Here is a 20,124-nt window from a genome sequence, read left to right on the forward strand (position 1 = left end):
TCCTTTGGCCGAGCGGTATCCCGAAAACCACGACGAACGCGATCGGGGACAATAAATTATTTGGCCGCTCTTTTTAGTTTACCGATATACTGTGAGTAGTTTTTTAAACTTATTGCGCATTAATTCATTAAGTGAATCTAAAAATACATAAACATAATACCAGCTTAATTATACATGGATTTTTATGACAGAAACGTCATCTCACCGCTATAAACCACGCAATATAATAAATGCGCCAAATGTAAAATCGTCTATTTTTTCCCGGAGCCAACAACGCGGCGACAGCGAAAATATCCAGCGCTGGTTAAGCAACCATTTTTATCGTTGGATCATTGGTGACTTTCCTCACGTTTATCCTGTGCGCTCCGTCGCCGATTATGCCGTTTATTTTAGCGCTGATGCAGAAATCCCCGCCTGGCTGGCGCCAAAGCTGGGTGGCGATGAGCGCTTTTACTACCTTAACGTTCAGCACCCGCAACTTGTGGCAATGGAAAGAGATTTAGTGGAATTTCTTTCGCGGCAGGAAGGAACGCGGCTGGAAACTAAACTACAGCGTATCAACTGCTTTACCGTGCTGGCAATGCGCGAAGCGGAGCATCAAAAAATGCAGCGCCTGCGTGAACAAGGTTGGTATCCCTCCAACAGCGAGGCGCTAAAACCGGTGATGGCGGTGAATAACGGTGTGCTGGTTGAGCTTGATGCAACAAACCCCGGCCTGCGCAGTGAGATGGCGTATGAATCCTGGCATATGCAACACTGCGTCGGAGATTTTGATAATAAAGGCGCGCTTTCCGGCGGCTACGGTGATTACTACGCCCGGCAAATTGAACAACAGAAACTTCGCCTGTTCAGCCTGCGCGACGGCAATAATATTCCCCACGTCACAATAAGCCTGGTGGTTGGTAATAACGGCCTGAGCATTGATCAGATTAAAGGTAAGCAAAATCGCCATCCTATTAAGAAATATGCTAACGATGTTTTATCTCTGTTACGCCATCTGCAACCACTTCCTGAGCGCCACGCTGATTGCGAAGGGATGGGAATAGTTTATGAATCGACGCCGGAATATTCAGGTTGGAAATTTATTACGCATATTCATGACCTCAATTTTCTGCTCAATGTGCTGCATGACAATTTTCATTTAATGGAACACTTCCCCACTCCCCCGGTAGCTTTACAGTGGCTGCTGCTGCACAGCGCCCCGGAGGCACTGCGCTACCTTCAGGTTGTTGATCCTAACGTGGCGACGGCTGCGGAAATGCTGTTTCCACGACATGAATGGCACCCTACGCTTGCCGGGAAAAACACCAGTAGCGAACCTTTCGAAATTGAAAGCCTGACGCTACAAACCACGCGCTATCTTTCTGCAACCAGGGAGGAGCGCTAATGTTCTGGGTTGTTCTTATTATTGCCGCCCTATTTTTTAGCTGGCGCAACTACAAAAAAAACAAACCGCTGATTGCGGCCCGTATCGCCGAGGAGAAAGAAAAAGATCGCCTGAAGGATCTGCGTCGCGATACCCGACGGCGGCAATGGGCGCTGGCGCTAGCCGATATCCTCGCCCGGCGCAACGGGCTACCGACCAAAGGCGTTGAGCTGGTCTTCAAACTTGACGATGACAAACGCCGCTATCTGGCACAGCAGGTAAAAAAAGAGCTGGGCTTGAGCGAAAACCTCGACGGCGCGGCGTTACGCCACAAGGTCGAGGATATCTTACGCCGCTGGCCTGCGGGCATCGGCAGCTCGCCGCGCACGTTTTATCATCATCTGGCGGCCCAGGGCCAGGTCCGCGACGCGCTGGCTTTCGACTGCATGCGCACCGCCTTTCTGACCCGCTGTATCGCCGGGCTCGGCTGGTGCGACGTACATCAGGCCTGGCTGGTGTTATTACTTAACGCCCAGCGCGCTCAGGACTGTTTTGATTCCTGGGAGGATTACGCCACCGCCTACGTTCGCGCCCGCCGGGTATGGCTCACGCTACGTGACACGCCAACAGCGCTTGCCGGACGGGATTTACAGGAAGCCACCCATTATTTGCAAGACCCGGTCAGCCGCTGGCGACAACTGCCGTGGAATGAATTCAAAATTTTCGAGCCGATTTAAAGGACGCTTTATGGAACAGGATGATCGTCTGCTCAACGCTATGTTTGAGATGTGCAACCACAAAAATCCCCTCAATGACGGGCAACGCGAATGGCATATCGCCGATATTCCCGGCCTGCTGCGCGAAGAACGCTATGACGAACTGGACGAACGCTACAACCAGGCGCTGACGGAGAGCTTTACCAGCCGCGAAGCGGAAAAGCGCTATTTCTTCGCCTGGAATCAAATGGACAACCCTTTTTACGATATGGACACGCTGGTTGAGGCTGGGCCGCAAGGATTAGCGCTGATCAAAAACTGGCAGCGCGCTTGTCCCCGCTCCACTCACGCCTGGCTTGCCGAGGCGCAATACTGGAATCACCGTGCGTGGCTTTACCGCAGCTATGGCTGGGCGAGAGAAACCACCCGAGCGATGTGGATCTGCGCCGCCGCCTGCAACGAACGGATGGTCATCGCCGCGCTCAATGCTATCGACTGTGAACCGCGCCAGTGGATGGCGGCGGCCCTGACCAGCACCAACTCAAAAGTCTTCGGCCAGCCCGACTGGCTGGTTGAGTTCCTCGTGGGCGCGGATGTTGCCGGGCAGCCATTAATGGAAGATCTGGCTGAATATCATCGCCATTCACCGCAGGAGGTGGACGCGCTGATGGCCCATTCCGGGCTGTCGTTTGCCGACGCGGTTTGCCCAAATTTGCCGCGCCCGTCCGTGCTGCCGGAGTGCAATGACGATGCCGGGCAAAAATACTGGCTCGCCGTCTGCCTGGCTATTTTCCCGACGGCATTTTACGTGCTGGATGAATATATCCCGTTTCGTATGCCGCGCTGGGGAGGGTCTCACGAGGAAATCCGCGAATTTCTGGAATCAAGCGTATGCGATCACCTTTCTGCCGCAGAACGTGAACATCTGGAGCTATTAATCTGGTGGGACGATCACCGCGATCTGCGCATCAAAGAGGTTGACTCCCCGGCAGAACAGGAACGTATTATCGCCAAAGCCGAAGAGATTAGCCTGCGAGCGCATATTCAGGAATCTCGCCACAACGCGCTGGAGTGGCTTCGGGTCTGCTATAGCGATCTGGACGATAATGACGCGCTCTGGCGAACCCTTCAGCGTTCGATCGTGGAAAAAGTTAAGCTCAACAATTACTTCTCTGATGGCACGATAAAGTTCGCCCTGCGCGATTTTCCTGACACCTGGTGGATGTATAATTTTCTCTGCCAGAATGCGCAGCAAACGGAATTCGCAGTGCCGAAAATCCGCCGTGGCTACTTTCAGTACGCCGGGTTATTGGGTTTCGAAAAGGATGAGGCGCAAGGCCTCGCCTGGCTCGATAGCGTCGCCGACATTCAATATAACCATAACTGGCGGGCGGCGATTAAAAATTTCAACTGGTTCGGGCTCCCGGAACATTTCGTGCCGCTGGCAGAGCTGGGCGCACAAAGAAATATACCCGCCGCGCTAAACCTGCTGGGTCTTGAACACAATAATAAAGAGAACAACGGCCTACTACCTTACGATCCTGCCATCGCGTTAGGGTATTTTCAGCGCGCGGCGGAGATTTTGCACCGGCAGTTAGCGCTGCGCGAGAGCACCCCGTACAAATTAATAGATAACGGAGGCTATACCGACTATGAAAATGACCTGAAAAATATTCATTTCAGCATTGGCATCTGCAACCAGCGTCTGAGTAAACAAGAACTTGATACCGAAAAACGTTCCGCTTATGAAAAAGAACTGCTCGATAATCTCTGGCTGGCGCATCAGTTCGGGCATAAAGAAGCCTGGGGCTTGTTCCTGCTGAATATTTTTGAAGTGAAGGATATTACGCTGGCGCATAAGCATCTGGAACTGGTGCAACAAGAGGCCAACAAAGGCACGCTACATGCTATGGTGACCCTATCGCGCCTGCACGGTAATAAACACGATCGAACGCTGTTTAATATGAAGCTAAGCGCACGCTGGGCACATTTTGCCTTCACGCTTTACCCGGATAATGAAATCGTTATGGACTGCCTGGACCACCTGCATTTCGATTCTTTCTGGAAACGCTTTCGTTTCGCCTGGTATACCGTCCGCATCCCGAATTCAGAGCTGCCGGGACAGGTCAACTCAATGGTGTAAGGTGGTTTACTCCCCTCTCCCACGGCGCTACAATGCCCGCCCTTAAAGTGAGGACTCTCCTCAAGCCGCCTCATCAGGTGAGGCGGATCTGACCTGTCATCAGAACGAGAAAATGATGTTTAAACCAGAACTTCTTTCGCCGGCGGGAACGCTGAAAAATATGCGTTACGCTTTCGCTTACGGTGCCGATGCCGTCTATGCGGGCCAACCGCGCTACTCTTTACGCGTGCGTAATAACGAATTCAATCACGAAAATTTGCAGCTTGGCATCAACGAAGCCCACGCGCTCGGAAAAAAATTCTACGTGGTGGTGAACATCGCCCCGCATAACGCCAAGCTCAAAACCTTTATCCGTGACCTGAAACCCGTCGTCGAGATGGGCCCGGATGCGCTGATCATGTCCGATCCAGGGTTGATTATGCTGGTACGCGAGCACTTCCCGGCAATGCCGATTCACCTGTCGGTACAGGCTAACGCCGTAAACTGGGCGACGGTAAAATTCTGGCAGCAGATGGGGCTGACCCGTGTGATTCTCTCCCGCGAGCTGTCGCTGGAAGAGATTGAGGAAATTCGCCAGCAGGTGCCGGATATGGAAATAGAAATTTTCGTCCACGGCGCGCTATGCATGGCCTATTCCGGCCGCTGCCTGCTTTCCGGCTACATCAATAAACGCGATCCAAATCAGGGCACCTGCACCAATGCCTGCCGTTGGGAATATAACGTGCAGGAAGGAAAAGAAGACGTTGTCGGCAACATCGTGCATAAGCACGAACCGATTCCGGTACAGAACGTTGAGCCGACGCTCGGTATCGGCGCGCCGACGGATAAAGTGTTTATGATAGAAGAGGCCCAAAGACCGGGCGAATACATGACCGCGTTCGAAGACGAGCATGGCACCTATATCATGAACTCAAAAGATTTGCGCGCTATCGCCCACGTGGAGCGCCTGACGAAAATGGGCGTCCACTCGCTGAAAATCGAAGGCCGCACCAAATCCTTTTATTACTGCGCCCGTACCGCGCAGGTCTACCGTAAGGCCATCGACGACGCCGCCGCGGGTAAACCCTTCGACCCTACGCTGCTGGAAACGCTGGAAGGTCTGGCTCATCGCGGCTATACCGAAGGTTTCCTGCGTCGCCATACGCACGACGATTACCAGAATTACGAGTACGGGTACTCCGTTTCCGAACGCCAGCAATTTGTCGGCGAGTTCACCGGCGAGCGTAAAGGCCAACTGGCGGCCGTGGCGGTGAAAAATAAATTCTCCGTTGGCGATAGTCTGGAGCTGATGACACCGCAGGGAAATATCAATTTCACCCTGGAACAGATGGAGAACGCCAAAGGCGACGCTATGCCGGTGGCACCTGGCGATGGCTATACCGTCTGGATGCCCGTCCCGCAGGACGTTACGCTGGATTACGCACTATTGATGCGTAATTTCTCAGGCGAATCAACGCGTAACCCCCATGCTAAGTAGTTAATTGCGGTTATTTTTTCATGGCGGGAAGATTCTTAGAAATTGATCACATACCGCTTCGCTCAATGCGGGTATTATTCAACGCGCTGAAAAACATAACCCATAAATGCTAGCTGTACCAGGAACCACCTCCTTGGCCTGCGTAATCTCCCTTACGCAGGCTTATTTTTTGCGTATAATCAATAAAAAAGTGGTACTTTCCGCCACATCCAAAATTGACCACACTAACCAAAGCGCAAATGGGCGCTTAGGTTTACAGACCTCCCCTATTCATGGCCAGCCAGCAAGTCACAATCCTCCCCGCATCCGGTCGGACTCAGGACTTAGCATTGTGACGTTAACGTTTAAAATCAGTGAATTAAATTAATAACTACTTTGTGAGCACTTACACAAAAAGTTTCCAGGTTATTAAATTAAGGTTAAAAACTGATAATTTAAGCGTGTAAAAATATGGCACGTTTTAATGCCGCTTTTACAAGGATTAAAATAATGTTTTCCCGGATTAGAGGTTTGATTTCATGTCAAAGTAATACTCAAACCATCGCACCTACGCTCAGTCCACCTTCATCAGGCCATGTAAGTATTGCCGGGGTTGATTATCCTCTATTACCACTCGATCACCAAACGCCCTTCCCACCGTCACGTATAATCGGTATCCAGAGTTATTCCTTTATCCTGTAAAATGTGATACAGATTCTCCATTGATCTAATAACCACCTCAATTTCACATTCAAGTTTCTCTACAGAACTTTCATTGAGTGAGAAGTTGAGAGCCAGTAATAATGATTGTGAGTTATTATCATAACACAAATGTGGTCCATTATTCTCTGCAAACCATAAATTAGCATTGAGAAATTCAAAAGCAAGATTATTATTATCCGGAGGTCTTCCGCAAAAACCGTATATCATTATATACTCGCTGTTAGTGCTTGTTAGTAAAATACGGTAACGGTTATCTATAATAAATGAGCATAATCTGTTTTCGTCAAAGACAATTGAATCGACATTTAATTTTAGTGAAAACTGTCTTAATAAGCGATCGGCTCTTGAATACATAACACCCCATACTCTAAAAATTTTCCATATATACCCTTCATACTTCAAGTTGCTTAAAGTTGCTTATGTGTTGGCTACGGATTACTCGGCCCATCCATGGGCCTCGCCCTGACGGGCCGTCGCACACGACGTTCAAATCTGCTCCCGGCAGATTTGTCGTTCACCCCAGTCACATCGTTATCTATGCTCCTGGGGACTCACTCTCTTGCCGCCTTTAAGCAACTCGAATTATTTTGGGTATAAGTCATAAGCCTCTGGTCTGGACGCTTAACACCCCGTGTCATCGTCGGAATTCATCTTTTCCCTATGACTTGCTGTGTTTGCTCATTTATGGCCAGGCTGGCCAAGTTCTGACGCCATTTGCGCTAAGGTATAGTCCGGCACATATTCCCATCATACCAATTCCCCCCATGCCAAACGATGCGCCTAAAACCGTCAGAGCGGTAGTATATGCAGCACCACTACTGACACTGGCGACAGCCCCTGAGCATACCCCACTGAAAATACCTGTAAACAATGCCGTGGTTCCCACGCATATTAAACATCTGGGTTTATTGCCGTAAGCGTTAAACTCAACGATTTCAGCTGCCGGACTTTCTTCATTACACCGTTCAGAAGGGGGGAGCAATGGCGTTTGCGCATTCACGCCTGAAGTGACATTCATATAAACCTCTTCATGCACATGCCTGTTTATGTTTATGAGAAAAGCGATACCTCAGGCAACGGTACGACTATAAGACACCGTGCTAAGTCATCATCTAAATAGGTTTTATTTGATAACAAGAATAGTGTACTGCTAATAGTGCGCCTTGTTCCTGCCAAAGCAGTCTAAAGAACATTTCGATTTTATGCTATTAAAAAGTATGTTTGGTAATAAATATCAGGTTTTTATCTGATATTGTGGTGTTTGAAATTAATGCTGATAACTGACGTATGTTCGTCTTGTTAATCCTCCGTTTCGTTATTAAAGGCGCTACATCGGAAAGCGTCTGACTACCCCTTGTGATTTCCCTGCACTCTCACAAGCGATACTCAATGCGTATACCGGCATCTCTCTTGTCGCCATTTGCCTTAAACCATGCTTTACTTACCGCTGCGTACAGCAGGAAGAAAAACGGTAAAGCAATAAGTGCGCAACATTTCAATTTTCATCCTGTTCTGACCTCGCTTTTTCATTTCTGCTATACACTTTCTGGAGATTGTTGTTCAACCTATTAAGGCATAACGGATGGCTAACTTTCCCGCCAGCTTACTGATCCTCAATGGCAAAAGCGCTGATAACCAGCCGCTACGTGAGGCCATTACTCTAATTCGCGACGAAGGTATACAGATTCACGTTCGGGTAACCTGGGAAAAAGGCGACGCGCAGCGTTACGTTGATGAAGCCCGTAGACTGGGCGTTGAAACGGTGATTGCCGGCGGCGGAGACGGTACCATTAATGAAGTGTCGACCGCGCTCATCCAGATCCGCGACGGCGTAGCCCCTGCACTGGGCCTTTTGCCGCTCGGCACTGCCAACGATTTTGCCACCAGCGCCGGTATTCCTGAAGCGCTGGACAAAGCGCTGAAACTGGCGATTGCCGGAAACGCGATGGAAATTGATATGGCCAGGGTCAATGATAAAACCTGTTTTATCAATATGGCGACGGGCGGTTTTGGCACCCGCATTACCACCGAAACGCCGGAAAAACTTAAAGCCGCGTTGGGCGGCGTCTCCTATCTTATTCACGGTCTGATGAGAATGGATACGCTGACCCCTGACCGCTGCGAAATACGTGGCGAAAACTTTCACTGGCAGGGAGATGCGCTGGTGATCGGCATCGGCAACGGTCGTCAGGCCGGCGGCGGGCAGCAATTATGTTCCACCGCGCTGATTAACGACGGGCTGTTACAGCTACGGATTTTTACCGGCGAAGAACTGCTGCCGGCGCTGTTTTCCACACTCACGCAGTCAGATGACAATCCGAATATTATTGACGGCGCCTCGGCGTGGTTTGATATTCATGCGCCGCATGAAATCACGTTCAATCTGGATGGCGAACCACTCAGCGGGCAAGAATTTCATATTGAGGTGCTGCCTGGCGCATTACGCTGTCGGCTGCCGCCAGACTGCCCGTTGCTACGTTAATAACACCAGTCGCTGGCCGGATGCGCTCACATCCGGCTTTTCTTCGTTGAACTCAGGCGATGGTGACTTTGCTATCCAGATAGACATCCTGTACGGCGTTAATCAACTTCACGCCATCAGCCATTGATTTCTTAAAGGCTTTACGTCCCAGAATTAGCCCCATTCCACCGGCTCGTTTGTTGATCACCGCGGTACGAACCGCGTCGCCGAGATCGGTGTCGCCGCCGTCCGCGCCGCCGGAGTTGATAAGCCCGGCGCGTCCCATATAGCAGTTCGCCAACTGGTAACGAACCAAATCAATCGGGTTATCGCTGGTCAGTTTGCTGTACACGCGATCGTCGGTATAGCCGAAGTTGACCGCTTTATAACCGCCATTATTCTCGGCCATTTTCTGTTTCACAATATCCGCACCAATCGTAGCGGCCAGATGGTTGGCTTGCCCCGTCAGGTCAGCGGATACATGGTAATCGACGCCGTCTTTTTTAAAGGAAGAATTACGCAGGTAAGCCCACAATACGGTCACCATACCCAGCTCATGCGCACGCTCAAAAGCGGCGGAGATCTCTTCAATCTGGCGACGAGACTGTTCCGAACCGAAATAGATCGTCGCGCCTACCGCCACGGCGCCCATATTGAACGCCTGCTCAACGCTGGCGTACAGGGTCTGATCGTACTCTGTCGGATAGCTCAATGTTTCGTTGTGATTCAGTTTGACCAAAAACGGAATACGGTGCGCATAACGCCGTGAAACCGAGGCCAGTACGCCGTAGGTAGAGGCCACGCAGTTACAGCCGGCCTCAATCGCCAATTCAACAATGTTTTTTGGGTCAAAGTAGCGCGGGTTGGCCGCAAAAGAAGCGCCGGCGGAGTGCTCCACCCCCTGATCGACGGGCAGTATCGAAAGGTATCCTGTTCCCGCCAGGCGACCAGTATTATAGAGCGTCTGCATATTACGCAGAACGGCTGGTGGACGATTATTGTCAATCATCACCCGGTCAACGTAATCCTTGCCGGGTAGATAAAGCTGATCGGACGGAATGGTCATACAACGATGCTGTAAAAGGCTGTCGGCGTCTTTGCCAAGCAACTGCGCAATATCAGTCATAGCTATGCTCCCGTAAGTTCCGATAGGGTATCGGAAGGTGAATAGTCCTGTCCCGCAGATTGCGGGTCGCAATAAGCCTGGTACTGACCGACCATTTTTGCCAACTTTAGCGCATTTTTTCGGCGCTATCTGCTGACTCGATTCACGTCCGAAAAAGTGTTAGATCGGTCAAAATTAATGCTCATTGGTATTTAAAAGGTATTATTAAATGGTATTGTCATGGCGTACCTTACCTGTCATGAAGGATTCAAAAATGAAAACGACCTTTAAACTGTCGTTCATGATGTTCGTGGAGTGGTTTATCTGGGGCGCCTGGTTCGTCCCTCTATGGCTATGGCTAAATAAAAGCGGGTTTTCCGCCGGTGAAATAGGCTGGTCTTATGCCTGTACCGCCATTGCGGCGATCCTGTCGCCGATTCTGGTCGGCTCCGTTACCGACCGTTTTTTCTCAGCGCAAAAAGTCCTGGCGGTACTGATGTTTGCAGGCGCCGTGCTGATGTATTTCGCGGCGCAGCAAACCACCTTTGTCGGATTCTTTCCGCTGCTTCTGGCCTATTCATTGACCTATATGCCGACCATCGCGCTGACAAACAGCATTGCCTTCGCTAACGTACCGGATGTTGAACGCGATTTTCCACGCATTCGCGTTATGGGAACCATTGGGTGGATTGCCTCCGGCCTCGCCTGTGGATTCCTGCCGCAAATGTTAGGCTATAACGATATTTCCCCCACCAACATTCCACTGCTCATAACCGCCGCAAGTTCAGCGTTGCTGGGCGTATTTGCGTTCTGTCTGCCAGACACGCCGCCAAAAAGCACCGGCAAGATGGATATTAAAGTGATGCTGGGGCTGGATGCGCTGGTCCTGCTGCGCGATAAAAACTTTCTCGTTTTCTTCTTCTGTTCTTTCCTGTTTGCGATGCCGCTGGCCTTCTACTACATCTTCGCTAACGGCTACCTGACAGAAGTGGGAATGAAGAACGCCACCGGCTGGATGACGCTCGGCCAGTTCTCTGAAATCTTCTTTATGCTGGCTCTGCCCTTTTTCACTAAGCGCTTTGGCATTAAAAAGGTATTATTACTTGGTCTTATTACCGCCGCGATCCGCTACGGCTTTTTTGTCTATGGCGGCGCGGAGACGTACTTCACTTACGCCCTGCTGTTCCTCGGTATTTTGCTGCACGGCGTAAGTTACGATTTCTACTACGTCACCGCCTACATTTATGTCGATAAAAAAGCGCCGGTTCATATGCGTACCGCTGCGCAAGGGCTTATCACCCTCTGCTGTCAGGGATTCGGCAGCCTGCTGGGCTATCGCCTCGGCGGCGTGATGATGGAAAAAATGTTTGCTTATCCGCAACCGGTTAACGGTCTGACATTCAACTGGGCGGGCATGTGGACGTTTGGCGCAGTGATGATTGCCGTCATCGCGCTACTGTTTATGATTTTCTTTCGCGAATCGGACAAAGAGATCACTGCTATTGACGATCGCGATATTGCGTTGACACAAGGGGAAGTAAAATGAAAGCAGAACGTATTCTCGGTGCTCTTTACGGGCAAGCGTTAGGGGATGCGATGGGAATGCCCTCTGAGCTGTGGCCGAGAACGCGCGTCAAAGCGCATTTCGGCTGGATTGACCGCTTTCTGCCCGGCCCAAAAGAGAATAATGCCGCCTGCTATTTTAACCGCGCGGAGTTTACGGATGATACCGCAATGGCGCTCTGCCTGGCCGACGCGCTACTCGAATGCGAAGGCAACATTGATCCCGAGATTATTGGACGTAACATCCTCGCCTGGGCGGAACGCTTTGATGCGTTCAATAAAAATGTACTCGGCCCGACGTCAAAAATTGCGCTGAATGCGATTCGCGACGGCAAACCCATCGCGGCGCTGGAAAACAACGGCGTGACTAACGGCGCGGCCATGCGCGTTTCGCCGTTGGGCTGCCTGTTGCCGCCAACTAACCTGACAGCCTTTATAGCAGAAGTGGCGTTAGCCTCCAGCCCGACGCATAAATCCGATCTGGCGGTGGCTGGCGCCGTGGTTGTCGCCTGGGCCGTCTCGCGAGCGGTTAACGGCGACACGTGGCAAAGTATTGCCGACTCGCTCCCCGCCGTCGCCCATCAGGCGCAGACAGCGCGTATTACCACGTTTAGCGCCTCGCTATCGGCACGTCTGGAACTGGCGCTAAACATTGTCCGCCGCGCCGACGGCGTCGAATCTGCCAGCGAACAGCTCTATCAGATCATCGGCGCGGGAACCAGCACCATTGAATCGGTTCCCTGCGCTATCGCCATGGTGGAACTGGCGAATACCGATCCTAACCGCTGTGCCGTGCTGTGCGCTAACCTCGGCGGCGATACCGACACTATCGGCGCGATGGCCACCGCCATTTGCGGCGCGTTGCACGGGGTAAGCGCCATTAACCCCCAGTTAAAGCAAACGCTGGACGAGGTTAATCAGCTGGATTTTGCGCGCTATGCCGTTGCGCTGGCGAGTTATCGTCAACGGCGGGAGGCACTATGAACGGCGCACGGTTGCTGACATTATTACCGACCCTGCATACCCGGCGTCCACTCACCGTTATCGGCGCGGCAGTGATCGATATCATTGCCGACGCCTGGACGTTGCCGCGTCGCGGAGGCGATATTGAACTGCAACAACAGAGCGTCAATGTCGGCGGCTGTGCGCTGAATATTGCCGTGGCGTTGAAACGACTGGGGATTGACGCCAGCAATGCGCTGCCGCTGGGCCAGGGCGTGTGGGCGGAGAGGATTCGCCGCCGTCTGGCAAAAGAGGGATTATCCAGCGTGATTGACGCGGTTGAAGGAGATAACGGCTGGTGTCTGGCGTTAGTCGAACCGGATGGCGAACGCACGTTTATGTCTTTTAGCGGCGTGGAAAACCAGTGGAATGCGGACTGGCTGTCGCAGCTCAGGACACCGCGGGGCAGTCTTGTCTACCTGTCCGGTTATCAACTGGCCTCGTCCTGTGGCGAACCACTGATCCAGTGGCTGGAAACCGTCGACGATGTCACGCCTTTTATCGATTTTGGCCCACGAATCGGTGATATTACAGACGATGTAATGGCGCGCATTATGGCCTGCCGACCCATCGTCTCCCTCAATCGCCAGGAAGCCATCATCGCCGCGGAACGCGCCGGACTTGCGACCGATACGCGCACTTTCGGCGAAGCATGGGTAAAACGCTTTTCCGCGCCGCTGGTGGTGCGCCATGATAAAGACGGAGCGTGGTATTTTAGCGCGCAATCTTCCGGCGTTGTGCCAGCGTTTCCGGCAACCGTGGTGGATACCATCGGCGCGGGCGACAGCCATGCTGGCGGCGTGCTGGCAGGACTGGCGTCAGGCTGGCCGCTCGCGGATGCCGTACTGCTGGGAAATGCGGTGGCAAGCTGGGTGGTCGGGCATCGCGGCGGCGACTGCGCGCCCACGCGCGAGGCGCTACTCCTCGCACACAAAAACGTATAGGTCGCTACGACAATAACTGATGCTGTATTCAATAGGCCGCTGCTGCTGATCGAGCGCCACCTGCTTAATCACCAGCACCGGCACTTTACCATCCATTTGAATATGCGACTGAAACTCATCATCCGGCATCCGGGCGCTGACGCGGGATCGGGTACGCTGAGGGTAAATGTGCTGGCGACGAAAATAGTCATACAGAGAAATGCCAATCGCGTCGACATCATGAATCAGATGCGCGGGCACCCAGGACTCTTCAATCGATACCGCGTCCTCATCAACATAACGAATGCGTTTGAGTAAAAAGACGTCGCTGCCTGCGGGGATCGCCAGATGCTGCGCGACCTCATCCGGACAACTTACCACGCGTTTGTTAACCCATAGCGTATCCGGTTTTTTGCCGCGTAAGACAACCTGCTGAGAAAATCCCCGCGCCTCTTTCAGGGAATATTCAAAGATATTATTGATTTGCGTACCGTAGCCACGGGCGCGCGTGACGACACCCTCTTCTTCCAGCGCCTGCATCGCTTTCCGTACCGTGATGCGCGAGACGCCGGTAAGCTGGCTGAGGTCCCGTTCGCCAGGCAAAATATTACCGTGCTCAAGAATACCGCTGCGCACGGCATCCTTTACCGTCTGGGCGAATTTCATGTATAGCGGCGTATTATCCGCCGCTGAAATTCGTTCATTCAGTTGCGCGATGAGCCGGGTATGCGCTTGTTCCATTTATCTTTCCTGACGACGGGTCTGTAGGCAGTATACTACCACCACGCGTGGAAATGATGTACCGGACCAATGCCCTTCCCCACTTCCAGCGTGTCCGCCTGCGCCAGCGCCGCCGAAAGCCATGCCTTCGCCTCGTTTACCGTCTCTCCCCAACAGCGATGCCGGGGCCGTAACGCCGCCAGCGCCGCCGACAGCGTACAGCCCGTCCCATGCGTATTTTTGGTGTTCACACGCGGCGCGCTAAAACGCTGCTCGCCCTCACGGGTAAAGAGCCAGTCCGGGCTTTGCGCATCCTCTAAATGCCCGCCTTTCATCAATACCGCTTCACACCCCATCGCCAGTAACGCCCGCCCCTGCGCCAGCATCTCCTGTTCCGTACGCGCATGGGGCGCATCCAGCAACGCTGCGGCTTCCGGCAAATTAGGCGTAATCAGCGATACCTGCGGCAACAGCCGGACGCGTAATGTTTCTATCGCAGAGGGCGAGAGCAACGGATCGCCGCTTTTCGCCAGCATCACCGTATCCAGCACCACATTACGTACATGATGGCGCTGTAGTCGTTCCGCCACGGCCTCGACAATATCGGTTTCCGCCAGCATCCCGATTTTCGTGGTATCAATGCGCACATCGCTGAACACGGAATCAAGTTGAGCGGCGACAAAGTCCGGCTCTATCCGGTACACCGACTGTACGCCACAGGTATTTTGCGCCACCAGCGCGGTGATGACCGAACAGCCATACGCGCCCAGCGCAGAAAAGGTCTTGAGATCCGCCTGGATACCGGCCCCGCCGCTGGGATCGGTACCGGCAATCGTCAGCGCGTTAATTCTCTTCATTGGCCGCCTCCACATCCAGATGATAGAGCGCATCAAGAAAAGCCGGGATGAAGCTGCCCGGTCCTTCGCTACGCTCTGCCGCGACCTGTCCAGCCAGTTTCATCCAGCAGCAGGCCGAAGCGACATTGTCCAGCGCGGCGCCCGGTAACGCGCAACTGGCGGCGGCGACCGCCGACAACGCGCAGCCGGTGCCTACAATGCGAGTCATTAACGGATCGCCGCCGGGAATGCTCAGCGTGCGCTGACCGTTAGTGACGTAATCTACCTCTCCGGTAACCACAACGATGCAGTCTATCTGACGCGCCAGCGCCTGCGCCGCAGGCAGTGCGGCCAACGCCGCCTCGGTGGTATCTACGCCGCGTCCGCCCAGCGCCATGCCGGATAACGCCAGGATTTCCGAGGCGTTGCCGCGTATTGCCGCCGGGCGCAGGGACAAGAGATCCAGGCAAAATCGCCGACGAAATTCCAGCGCGCCCACCGCGACAGGATCAAGCGTCCACGGCGTTTTGGCATCATAAGCGCTTTCTACCGCCGCACGCATCGCGTCAGCGCGTGAGGCGGTTAATGTTCCGACATTAACCAGCAAGGCGTTGGCGATGGCGGCAAACGGTCTGGCCTCGGCGGGATCAATCACCATGGCGGGTGAAGCGCCCAGCGCCAGCAGCGTATTGGCGGTAAACGTTTGTACGACGTCATTCGTCATACAGTGCGTAAGCGGGGAGAGCGCGCGAAAGTGTTTTAACGTATGCGCCGCAAGCGTGCGGCAGTGCAGGTCAGGCTGCATAGTTCAGCTCCTGCCCGCGTGAAGAAGGGACACGAGCAGTGTCAGACTTCCCTACGCTGGCATTATCCAGATCAGGTGGTACGGGTATTTCTCAGCCTTCACAACGAAGGGCACCCCGAGTCGTCAAGCCCCACCGTGTTAAGCGGGGTTTCGCTATTAAGCATACTGTCTGCGCCAGACAATGTAAATTTACAGCCAGCGGCGGACGATAATTTCAGCGTTATCAGATAGTTCTCAAAACCTATTCGGTTCTGGCAAACTTGCTGGCGGATATGTTGCTGCACGACGCTTTCGTTTACACTTTTTACGAAAAGGGGCGTGAGATAACAAAATAGCGCTTGTCAGATACGCCACCAGCAGAAATGATACACACGATGTTAACTGACCCGCATATGTGGAGGGTAAAAGTATGAAAAGTAAGTTGCTGCCTTGCGCGCTGTTGCTTGCAACCAGTTTTGCATGGGCCGCCCCCGCGACAACGGGCATTGATCAATATGAGTTAAAAAGTTTTATCGCCGACTTCACCCACTTCAAGCCAGGCGATACCGTTCCGCAGATGTACCGCACCGATGAGTACAATATTAAACAGTGGAAATTACGTAATCTGCCCGCGCCAGATGCCGGTACTCACTGGACCTATATGGGCGGCGCGTATGTACTGATTAACGATACCGATGGAAAAATCATCAAAGCCTATGATGGCGAGATTTTTTATCATCGATAATGATATACGCACTCTTTGTATAAAGAGTGCGTACAGCATAAAATTAATTATAAGATACCACGATTAATGCTTTCGATTGTAATGGCCCCGCTTTAACTTTTGCAGGATCGAGAACATAATATGTGGCAAAGACAGGAATAGCTTCCACCGAATTCACTGCACTGCCTTTGGCATAGGTTTTGAAAATACTGTTTATCGCTGCTCCTTTGTTTATTTTAAGCAGGCTCCGATTTGAATCTCTTAAGATAAACCCAACGCCATTATCGTTATCCGGTTTCAGGACTGCTTCATTCTCATCCCAGACTAAATCACTACGTAGATTCACCGCTATTTGCCGTGATGTCAGCATCGCATTCCGTACCTGATTTTTGCAATCCAGAATAATATCACCCTGCTTAGAAAATTCACTAACCTCTCCTTTAGCGCGGAGTTTAGTCATAGGCACCGGGTCCAGCGTGATGGTGAGATTCTGGGGGGCGCAGGTAGTTTCTTTACGGTTGTAATTTATCGTTAAATTGGCTTTATAAACGCCTTTCCCATTCAGATCAGTGATAACGTTCGCAACACAATCTCTATTCCCCCAACAGCCGATATATTTTAAAATAAATACCACCCAATCGCTACCGCTCCATTGATTCTTTGCACCCGACATCACCGTTATATTATCTATCGTAACCGAGTATCCCCCCCTGGCAGACACAGTCACCGCCTCCAGTGAGTTTATTTCTGAAATCGTTATCTTATAGGGGGCTTCAATTACACCGTTTTGGTTGCGCATATTTATCGCACTACTGCTTTGCCATTCAACTTTTAATTTTAACTTAACACTATCATTCGGCCCCATACCGATAATATGATCGGATGTCTCTAATTTAGTCACAACATCACTATTAGAACAATTGGCATCAGTGAAACCATTTGTAATAATGGCTGACTCCTCCCCCCCCAGCATTAAGCTATCGGATTGAATCGTATAATCCTTCGTGTTGGTTAAGGTCGCATTACACGCCGCGTAACCCAACTGCGTAAACTGCATCATTATTAATAAAAATAGTAGTCTTTTCATGGCGTCACCTAAAGATTACCGACAAATATAAACGTTATTTTCATCAATCTGTTTATCAAAAGTGATCTTACAGAAAAGACCCTGTTGTTTATCTGTTGCGACTTTTACCGAAACGGGAACCTTTTCAGTACGAATAAATACCCGGCTCCCCTGACCTACCAGTCCTACATTATTTCCCTCGTCATCTTCCACTTCATAACCAAACGTTAAAGGCTCGCCATCTGCACGCCGCGCCAGGAAATAAAAAGGTTTACTGGTCTCTGTTTCAAAATCAACCACCACTACGGCTCCGCGATAAGGCACTGTAACTTTACGGTTTCCCAGCAGGGCGACATCACTTTCACTCTCGGAGACATCAAGAGAGATAAAATTTTGCCGGTATGGCGTCAATGCTTCAAATACGGCATAACCTTTTGCATTGGTACGTAAATAGGGACGCCCCTGCACCGCCGCGCCTTCCAGGTACGGCGCGTTAATAATCGCGATAGTATCATTAAGGCGAGAGGCTAAATGCACGCCATCGGCCCATGCAACCAGCCCTCCCTGAATATTTCCGCCCACCTGATGATATTTATTGGATTGGCTGTAACTGCCGCCGACCGTCGCCAGCGGGGCGTTCCAGGTTACCGATCCCCCGAATGTCGTTTGGTGTTCCTGTCGCTGCTGGCTGAGGTTAGTCGTATAATTAAACTGATCGCGATTACCGAACGTGCCGCTAAGGCTGGTGTTATTCGCCTCATAACCTTGATCGTCAAAGGTGGTGGAATTCGATAAATGGATATCACGATTTCCCCCATTCTCCTTTACTCCCCATGTTAAGGGAATCGATAAATAGATATTAAAGCGCTTATCTTCACGGTTATTGCTGTCATACGTCTGAGTTGCCGATAGCGTAAAACTGAGCCGCTGCCAGGTATTACTGTAGCTTAACTGATAATCCTTTCCCGTGCCGCTACGCCCCCAATAGTCGCGCCACAGGGCGCTGGCAGTAAAATATCCCCACCCATCGGGTAACGTCTGATTAATATTGAGAGTGAAAGTATTTTTACGCCCAAAGTCATTCTCATAATAATCAGCAATATCATAAATATCGTCATCATCGCGACGATAGTTATCCCGGTTATTAGCCCAGACATGATCGTTAAAAGTGCGATAATCACGTGATGAGTAGCGATACGCTGCCAGAGAAAAATGGGTGGCCGATTGCGGGAGATATTTATTCCAGGCAACCTGGTAGCTTTCCCCATCAAAAACATCGCCATTATCCTGCTTGCTATGAGACAACGTACCGTCGACAGATACCGCGCCAATCAGCGTGTTCCACCCGGTGCCAAGGGTAAATGAGCGATAATCGCTGGCTAACATCGTTCCGCCATACAACGTTAGCAGGTTATTGACCCCGTACTGATAGGTTCCCTGGAGAAAATCAGTTTGCTGAGAGGCTCCTTCAATTCTGCTTCGTCCGGCGGCGAAATCATATTTTGCTACGCCGGGCTGCACCATATTGGGAACGGAAGAATACGGAACAATAAACCGTGAAACAGTACCGTCAGCCTCTTTAACGCTCACGTCCAGATCGGCTCCCCCCCCTGCCAGCTGAAGATCTTCAAATACAAAGGGGCCAGGCGGAACTTCTTTTTGATAAACAATGAAGCCATTCTGTTCAACCGTCACCAGGGCGTTACTTTGCGCCACGCCACGCACAACCGGAGCGAAATTTTGCTTAGAGTGCGGCAGCATTTGCATATCACGCCAGAAGCGCACCCCGCGAAAGCGCACCGTATCAAACATATCCCCGCTGGTGTACTGTTCCCCCAGACGCATTGTCCCCAGTACCGCCGGGAAATCACGTTCCAGATACAGAGTATTGCTCTGCCATCTGCCAGCTGAATTTTCACTTTTGGAAAAATTAGCGTTAGAATGTAATTGCCATCCAAGCAGATTCAATCCGCTGACAAAATTTGCGTAAGTATTTTTCTCACTACCGCCGCTTTTATAATGGCTGTAATATTCGCTGGCATAATACGATGTATAAAAAGCGTTAATTCCACGGTCCCATGTCTCTGGAGACGCATAGCCCGCTTCATATTCCAGCACATAAGCCTGAGGGACGCTTAGATAAAGGTTAAAAGCGGCAGTGTCATAAGAAACACTACCTCCATGAACCACCGTTTTCAGCGCAATACATTCATTTTCTACTGTTGTACTCTGCGGGGTAAATTTAATTCCCAGGCTGGCGATCAGATCCGGAGAAATACAGGTACTATCGGGGTCATCCTGAATATTAACCTCATAAGTTCCACGCCATTCTTTATTGACATAAACGTCCATTTCATAAACGCCAGCCATGGGTTTGGTGCTATCAATCTGATAACGGGACACCTTTTCACCTTTCAACCCACCGAACATAAAGTTAGTATCGAATGTTTCTTCTTCAGCCCAGGCGGGTGAAATAAGTAATGCTGCAAAAAGTGACAGCGTGATGGCGTTTAACTTTTCCATTATCTATCCTTAG

Annotated in this window: 17 protein-coding genes, 1 pseudogene and 1 riboswitch; of the genes and pseudogenes, 10 read left to right on the forward strand and 8 right to left on the reverse strand. The window is 51.4% G+C overall.

The annotated features are described in order from the left end of the window. Positions 1–184 precede the first annotated feature (184 nt). The 5 genes and pseudogenes from ACLD4F_RS05990 to ACLD4F_RS06010 all read left to right on the forward strand — a co-directional run. The gene (locus tag ACLD4F_RS05990; protein WP_023138384.1) at positions 185–1,387 is read left to right on the forward strand and encodes a hypothetical protein; all 1,203 of its coding nucleotides are present in this window, start codon (positions 185–187) and stop codon (positions 1,385–1,387) included. Further along, positions 1,387–2,103 carry a DUF1266 domain-containing protein gene (locus tag ACLD4F_RS05995; RefSeq protein ID WP_001650029.1) on the forward strand — a complete coding sequence of 239 codons (717 nt, stop codon included), beginning with the start codon at positions 1,387–1,389 and terminating at the stop codon, positions 2,101–2,103. The genes ACLD4F_RS05990 and ACLD4F_RS05995 overlap by 1 nt, the downstream gene beginning before the upstream one ends. A gap of 10 nt (positions 2,104–2,113) precedes the next feature. After that, on the forward strand, positions 2,114–4,225 hold the full coding sequence (locus ACLD4F_RS06000) for a DUF4034 domain-containing protein (RefSeq protein ID WP_411010726.1): 2,112 nt from the start codon (positions 2,114–2,116) through the stop codon (positions 4,223–4,225). Positions 4,226–4,340: 115 nt separating this feature from the next. Further along, positions 4,341–5,702 (forward strand): tRNA 5-hydroxyuridine modification protein YegQ, encoded by a 1,362-nt coding sequence (gene yegQ / locus ACLD4F_RS06005; protein WP_001517981.1) that lies wholly within the window; start codon positions 4,341–4,343, stop codon positions 5,700–5,702. 450 nt (positions 5,703–6,152) lie between these two features. After that, positions 6,153–6,332: pseudogene (locus ACLD4F_RS06010) on the forward strand (non-LEE encoded effector protein NleB); the annotation flags it as partial. A 9-nt stretch (positions 6,333–6,341) separates the two neighbouring features. Here ACLD4F_RS06010 and ACLD4F_RS06015 read toward each other — a convergent pair. Both ACLD4F_RS06015 and steD read right to left on the reverse strand, forming a co-directional pair. Then, entirely contained in the window at positions 6,342–6,758 is a 417-nt protein-coding gene (locus ACLD4F_RS06015) for a CesT family type III secretion system chaperone (protein WP_079825359.1), read from the reverse strand. A 328-nt stretch (positions 6,759–7,086) separates the two neighbouring features. Next, complete coding sequence (gene steD, locus ACLD4F_RS06020; RefSeq protein WP_079944209.1) at positions 7,087–7,422, reverse strand: type III secretion system effector SteD; 336 nt, start codon at positions 7,420–7,422, stop codon at positions 7,087–7,089. Between the two features lie 564 nt (positions 7,423–7,986). On the opposite strand from steD, the gene yegS reads away from it, so the two are divergent. After that, positions 7,987–8,886 (forward strand): lipid kinase YegS, encoded by a 900-nt coding sequence (gene yegS / locus ACLD4F_RS06025; protein ID WP_411010727.1) that lies wholly within the window; start codon positions 7,987–7,989, stop codon positions 8,884–8,886. A gap of 52 nt (positions 8,887–8,938) precedes the next feature. On the opposite strand, the gene fbaB is transcribed toward yegS, so the two are convergent. Next, complete coding sequence (fbaB, locus tag ACLD4F_RS06030; protein WP_000129590.1) at positions 8,939–9,991, reverse strand: class I fructose-bisphosphate aldolase; 1,053 nt, start codon at positions 9,989–9,991, stop codon at positions 8,939–8,941. Positions 9,992–10,244: 253 nt separating this feature from the next. Here fbaB and ACLD4F_RS06035 point away from each other — a divergent pair, with 253 nt between their 5' ends. The 3 genes from ACLD4F_RS06035 to ACLD4F_RS06045 are packed head-to-tail and all read left to right on the forward strand — an operon-like array spanning position 10,245 to position 13,479. Further along, positions 10,245–11,516: a nucleoside permease gene (locus ACLD4F_RS06035; protein WP_000858698.1), complete on the forward strand. Its 1,272-nt coding sequence runs from the start codon at positions 10,245–10,247 to the stop codon at positions 11,514–11,516. Further along, positions 11,513–12,517 carry an ADP-ribosylglycohydrolase family protein gene (locus ACLD4F_RS06040; RefSeq protein WP_023226716.1) on the forward strand — a complete coding sequence of 335 codons (1,005 nt, stop codon included), beginning with the start codon at positions 11,513–11,515 and terminating at the stop codon, positions 12,515–12,517. Before ACLD4F_RS06035 ends, ACLD4F_RS06040 begins: the two co-directional genes overlap by 4 nt. Continuing rightward, positions 12,514–13,479 (forward strand): PfkB family carbohydrate kinase, encoded by a 966-nt coding sequence (locus tag ACLD4F_RS06045; RefSeq protein WP_001012663.1) that lies wholly within the window; start codon positions 12,514–12,516, stop codon positions 13,477–13,479. Before ACLD4F_RS06040 ends, ACLD4F_RS06045 begins: the two co-directional genes overlap by 4 nt. On the opposite strand, the gene ACLD4F_RS06050 is transcribed toward ACLD4F_RS06045, so the two are convergent. From ACLD4F_RS06050 to thiM, 3 genes are read right to left on the reverse strand one after another with little or no spacing between them, the layout of a single operon-like run. Continuing rightward, a complete protein-coding gene (locus ACLD4F_RS06050; RefSeq protein WP_000434062.1) occupies positions 13,453–14,199 on the reverse strand; it encodes a GntR family transcriptional regulator in 747 nt (248 codons plus the stop codon). The two genes, ACLD4F_RS06045 and ACLD4F_RS06050, sit on opposite strands and share 27 nt — an antisense overlap. 35 nt (positions 14,200–14,234) lie before the next feature. Continuing rightward, positions 14,235–15,035: a bifunctional hydroxymethylpyrimidine kinase/phosphomethylpyrimidine kinase gene (gene thiD, locus ACLD4F_RS06055; RefSeq protein WP_000822242.1), complete on the reverse strand. Its 801-nt coding sequence runs from the start codon at positions 15,033–15,035 to the stop codon at positions 14,235–14,237. Beyond that, on the reverse strand, positions 15,022–15,819 hold the full coding sequence (thiM, locus tag ACLD4F_RS06060) for a hydroxyethylthiazole kinase (protein WP_411010728.1): 798 nt from the start codon (positions 15,817–15,819) through the stop codon (positions 15,022–15,024). The genes thiD and thiM overlap by 14 nt, the downstream gene beginning before the upstream one ends. Before the next feature lie 31 nt (positions 15,820–15,850). Further along, positions 15,851–15,947: riboswitch (TPP riboswitch) on the reverse strand. A 281-nt stretch (positions 15,948–16,228) separates the two neighbouring features. Between thiM and rcnB the strand changes: the two genes are divergently transcribed. Next, a complete protein-coding gene (gene rcnB, locus ACLD4F_RS06065) occupies positions 16,229–16,543 on the forward strand; it encodes a Ni(II)/Co(II) efflux transporter accessory subunit RcnB (RefSeq protein WP_000837534.1) in 315 nt (104 codons plus the stop codon). A 43-nt stretch (positions 16,544–16,586) separates the two neighbouring features. On the opposite strand, the gene ACLD4F_RS06070 is transcribed toward rcnB, so the two are convergent. Both ACLD4F_RS06070 and ACLD4F_RS06075 read right to left on the reverse strand, forming a co-directional pair. Beyond that, the gene (locus tag ACLD4F_RS06070; RefSeq protein ID WP_076935416.1) at positions 16,587–17,609 is read right to left on the reverse strand and encodes a fimbrial protein; all 1,023 of its coding nucleotides are present in this window, start codon (positions 17,607–17,609) and stop codon (positions 16,587–16,589) included. Between the two features lie 15 nt (positions 17,610–17,624). Next, positions 17,625–20,111, reverse strand: coding sequence for a fimbrial biogenesis outer membrane usher protein (locus tag ACLD4F_RS06075; protein ID WP_094887653.1), 2,487 nt, complete (start codon positions 20,109–20,111; stop codon positions 17,625–17,627). Positions 20,112–20,124: the final 13 nt, after the last annotated feature.

The sequence above is a fragment of the Salmonella sp. 741265050_HSA genome (assembly GCF_046569445.1).
GTDB classification, from domain to species: domain Bacteria; phylum Pseudomonadota; class Gammaproteobacteria; order Enterobacterales; family Enterobacteriaceae; genus Salmonella; species Salmonella enterica.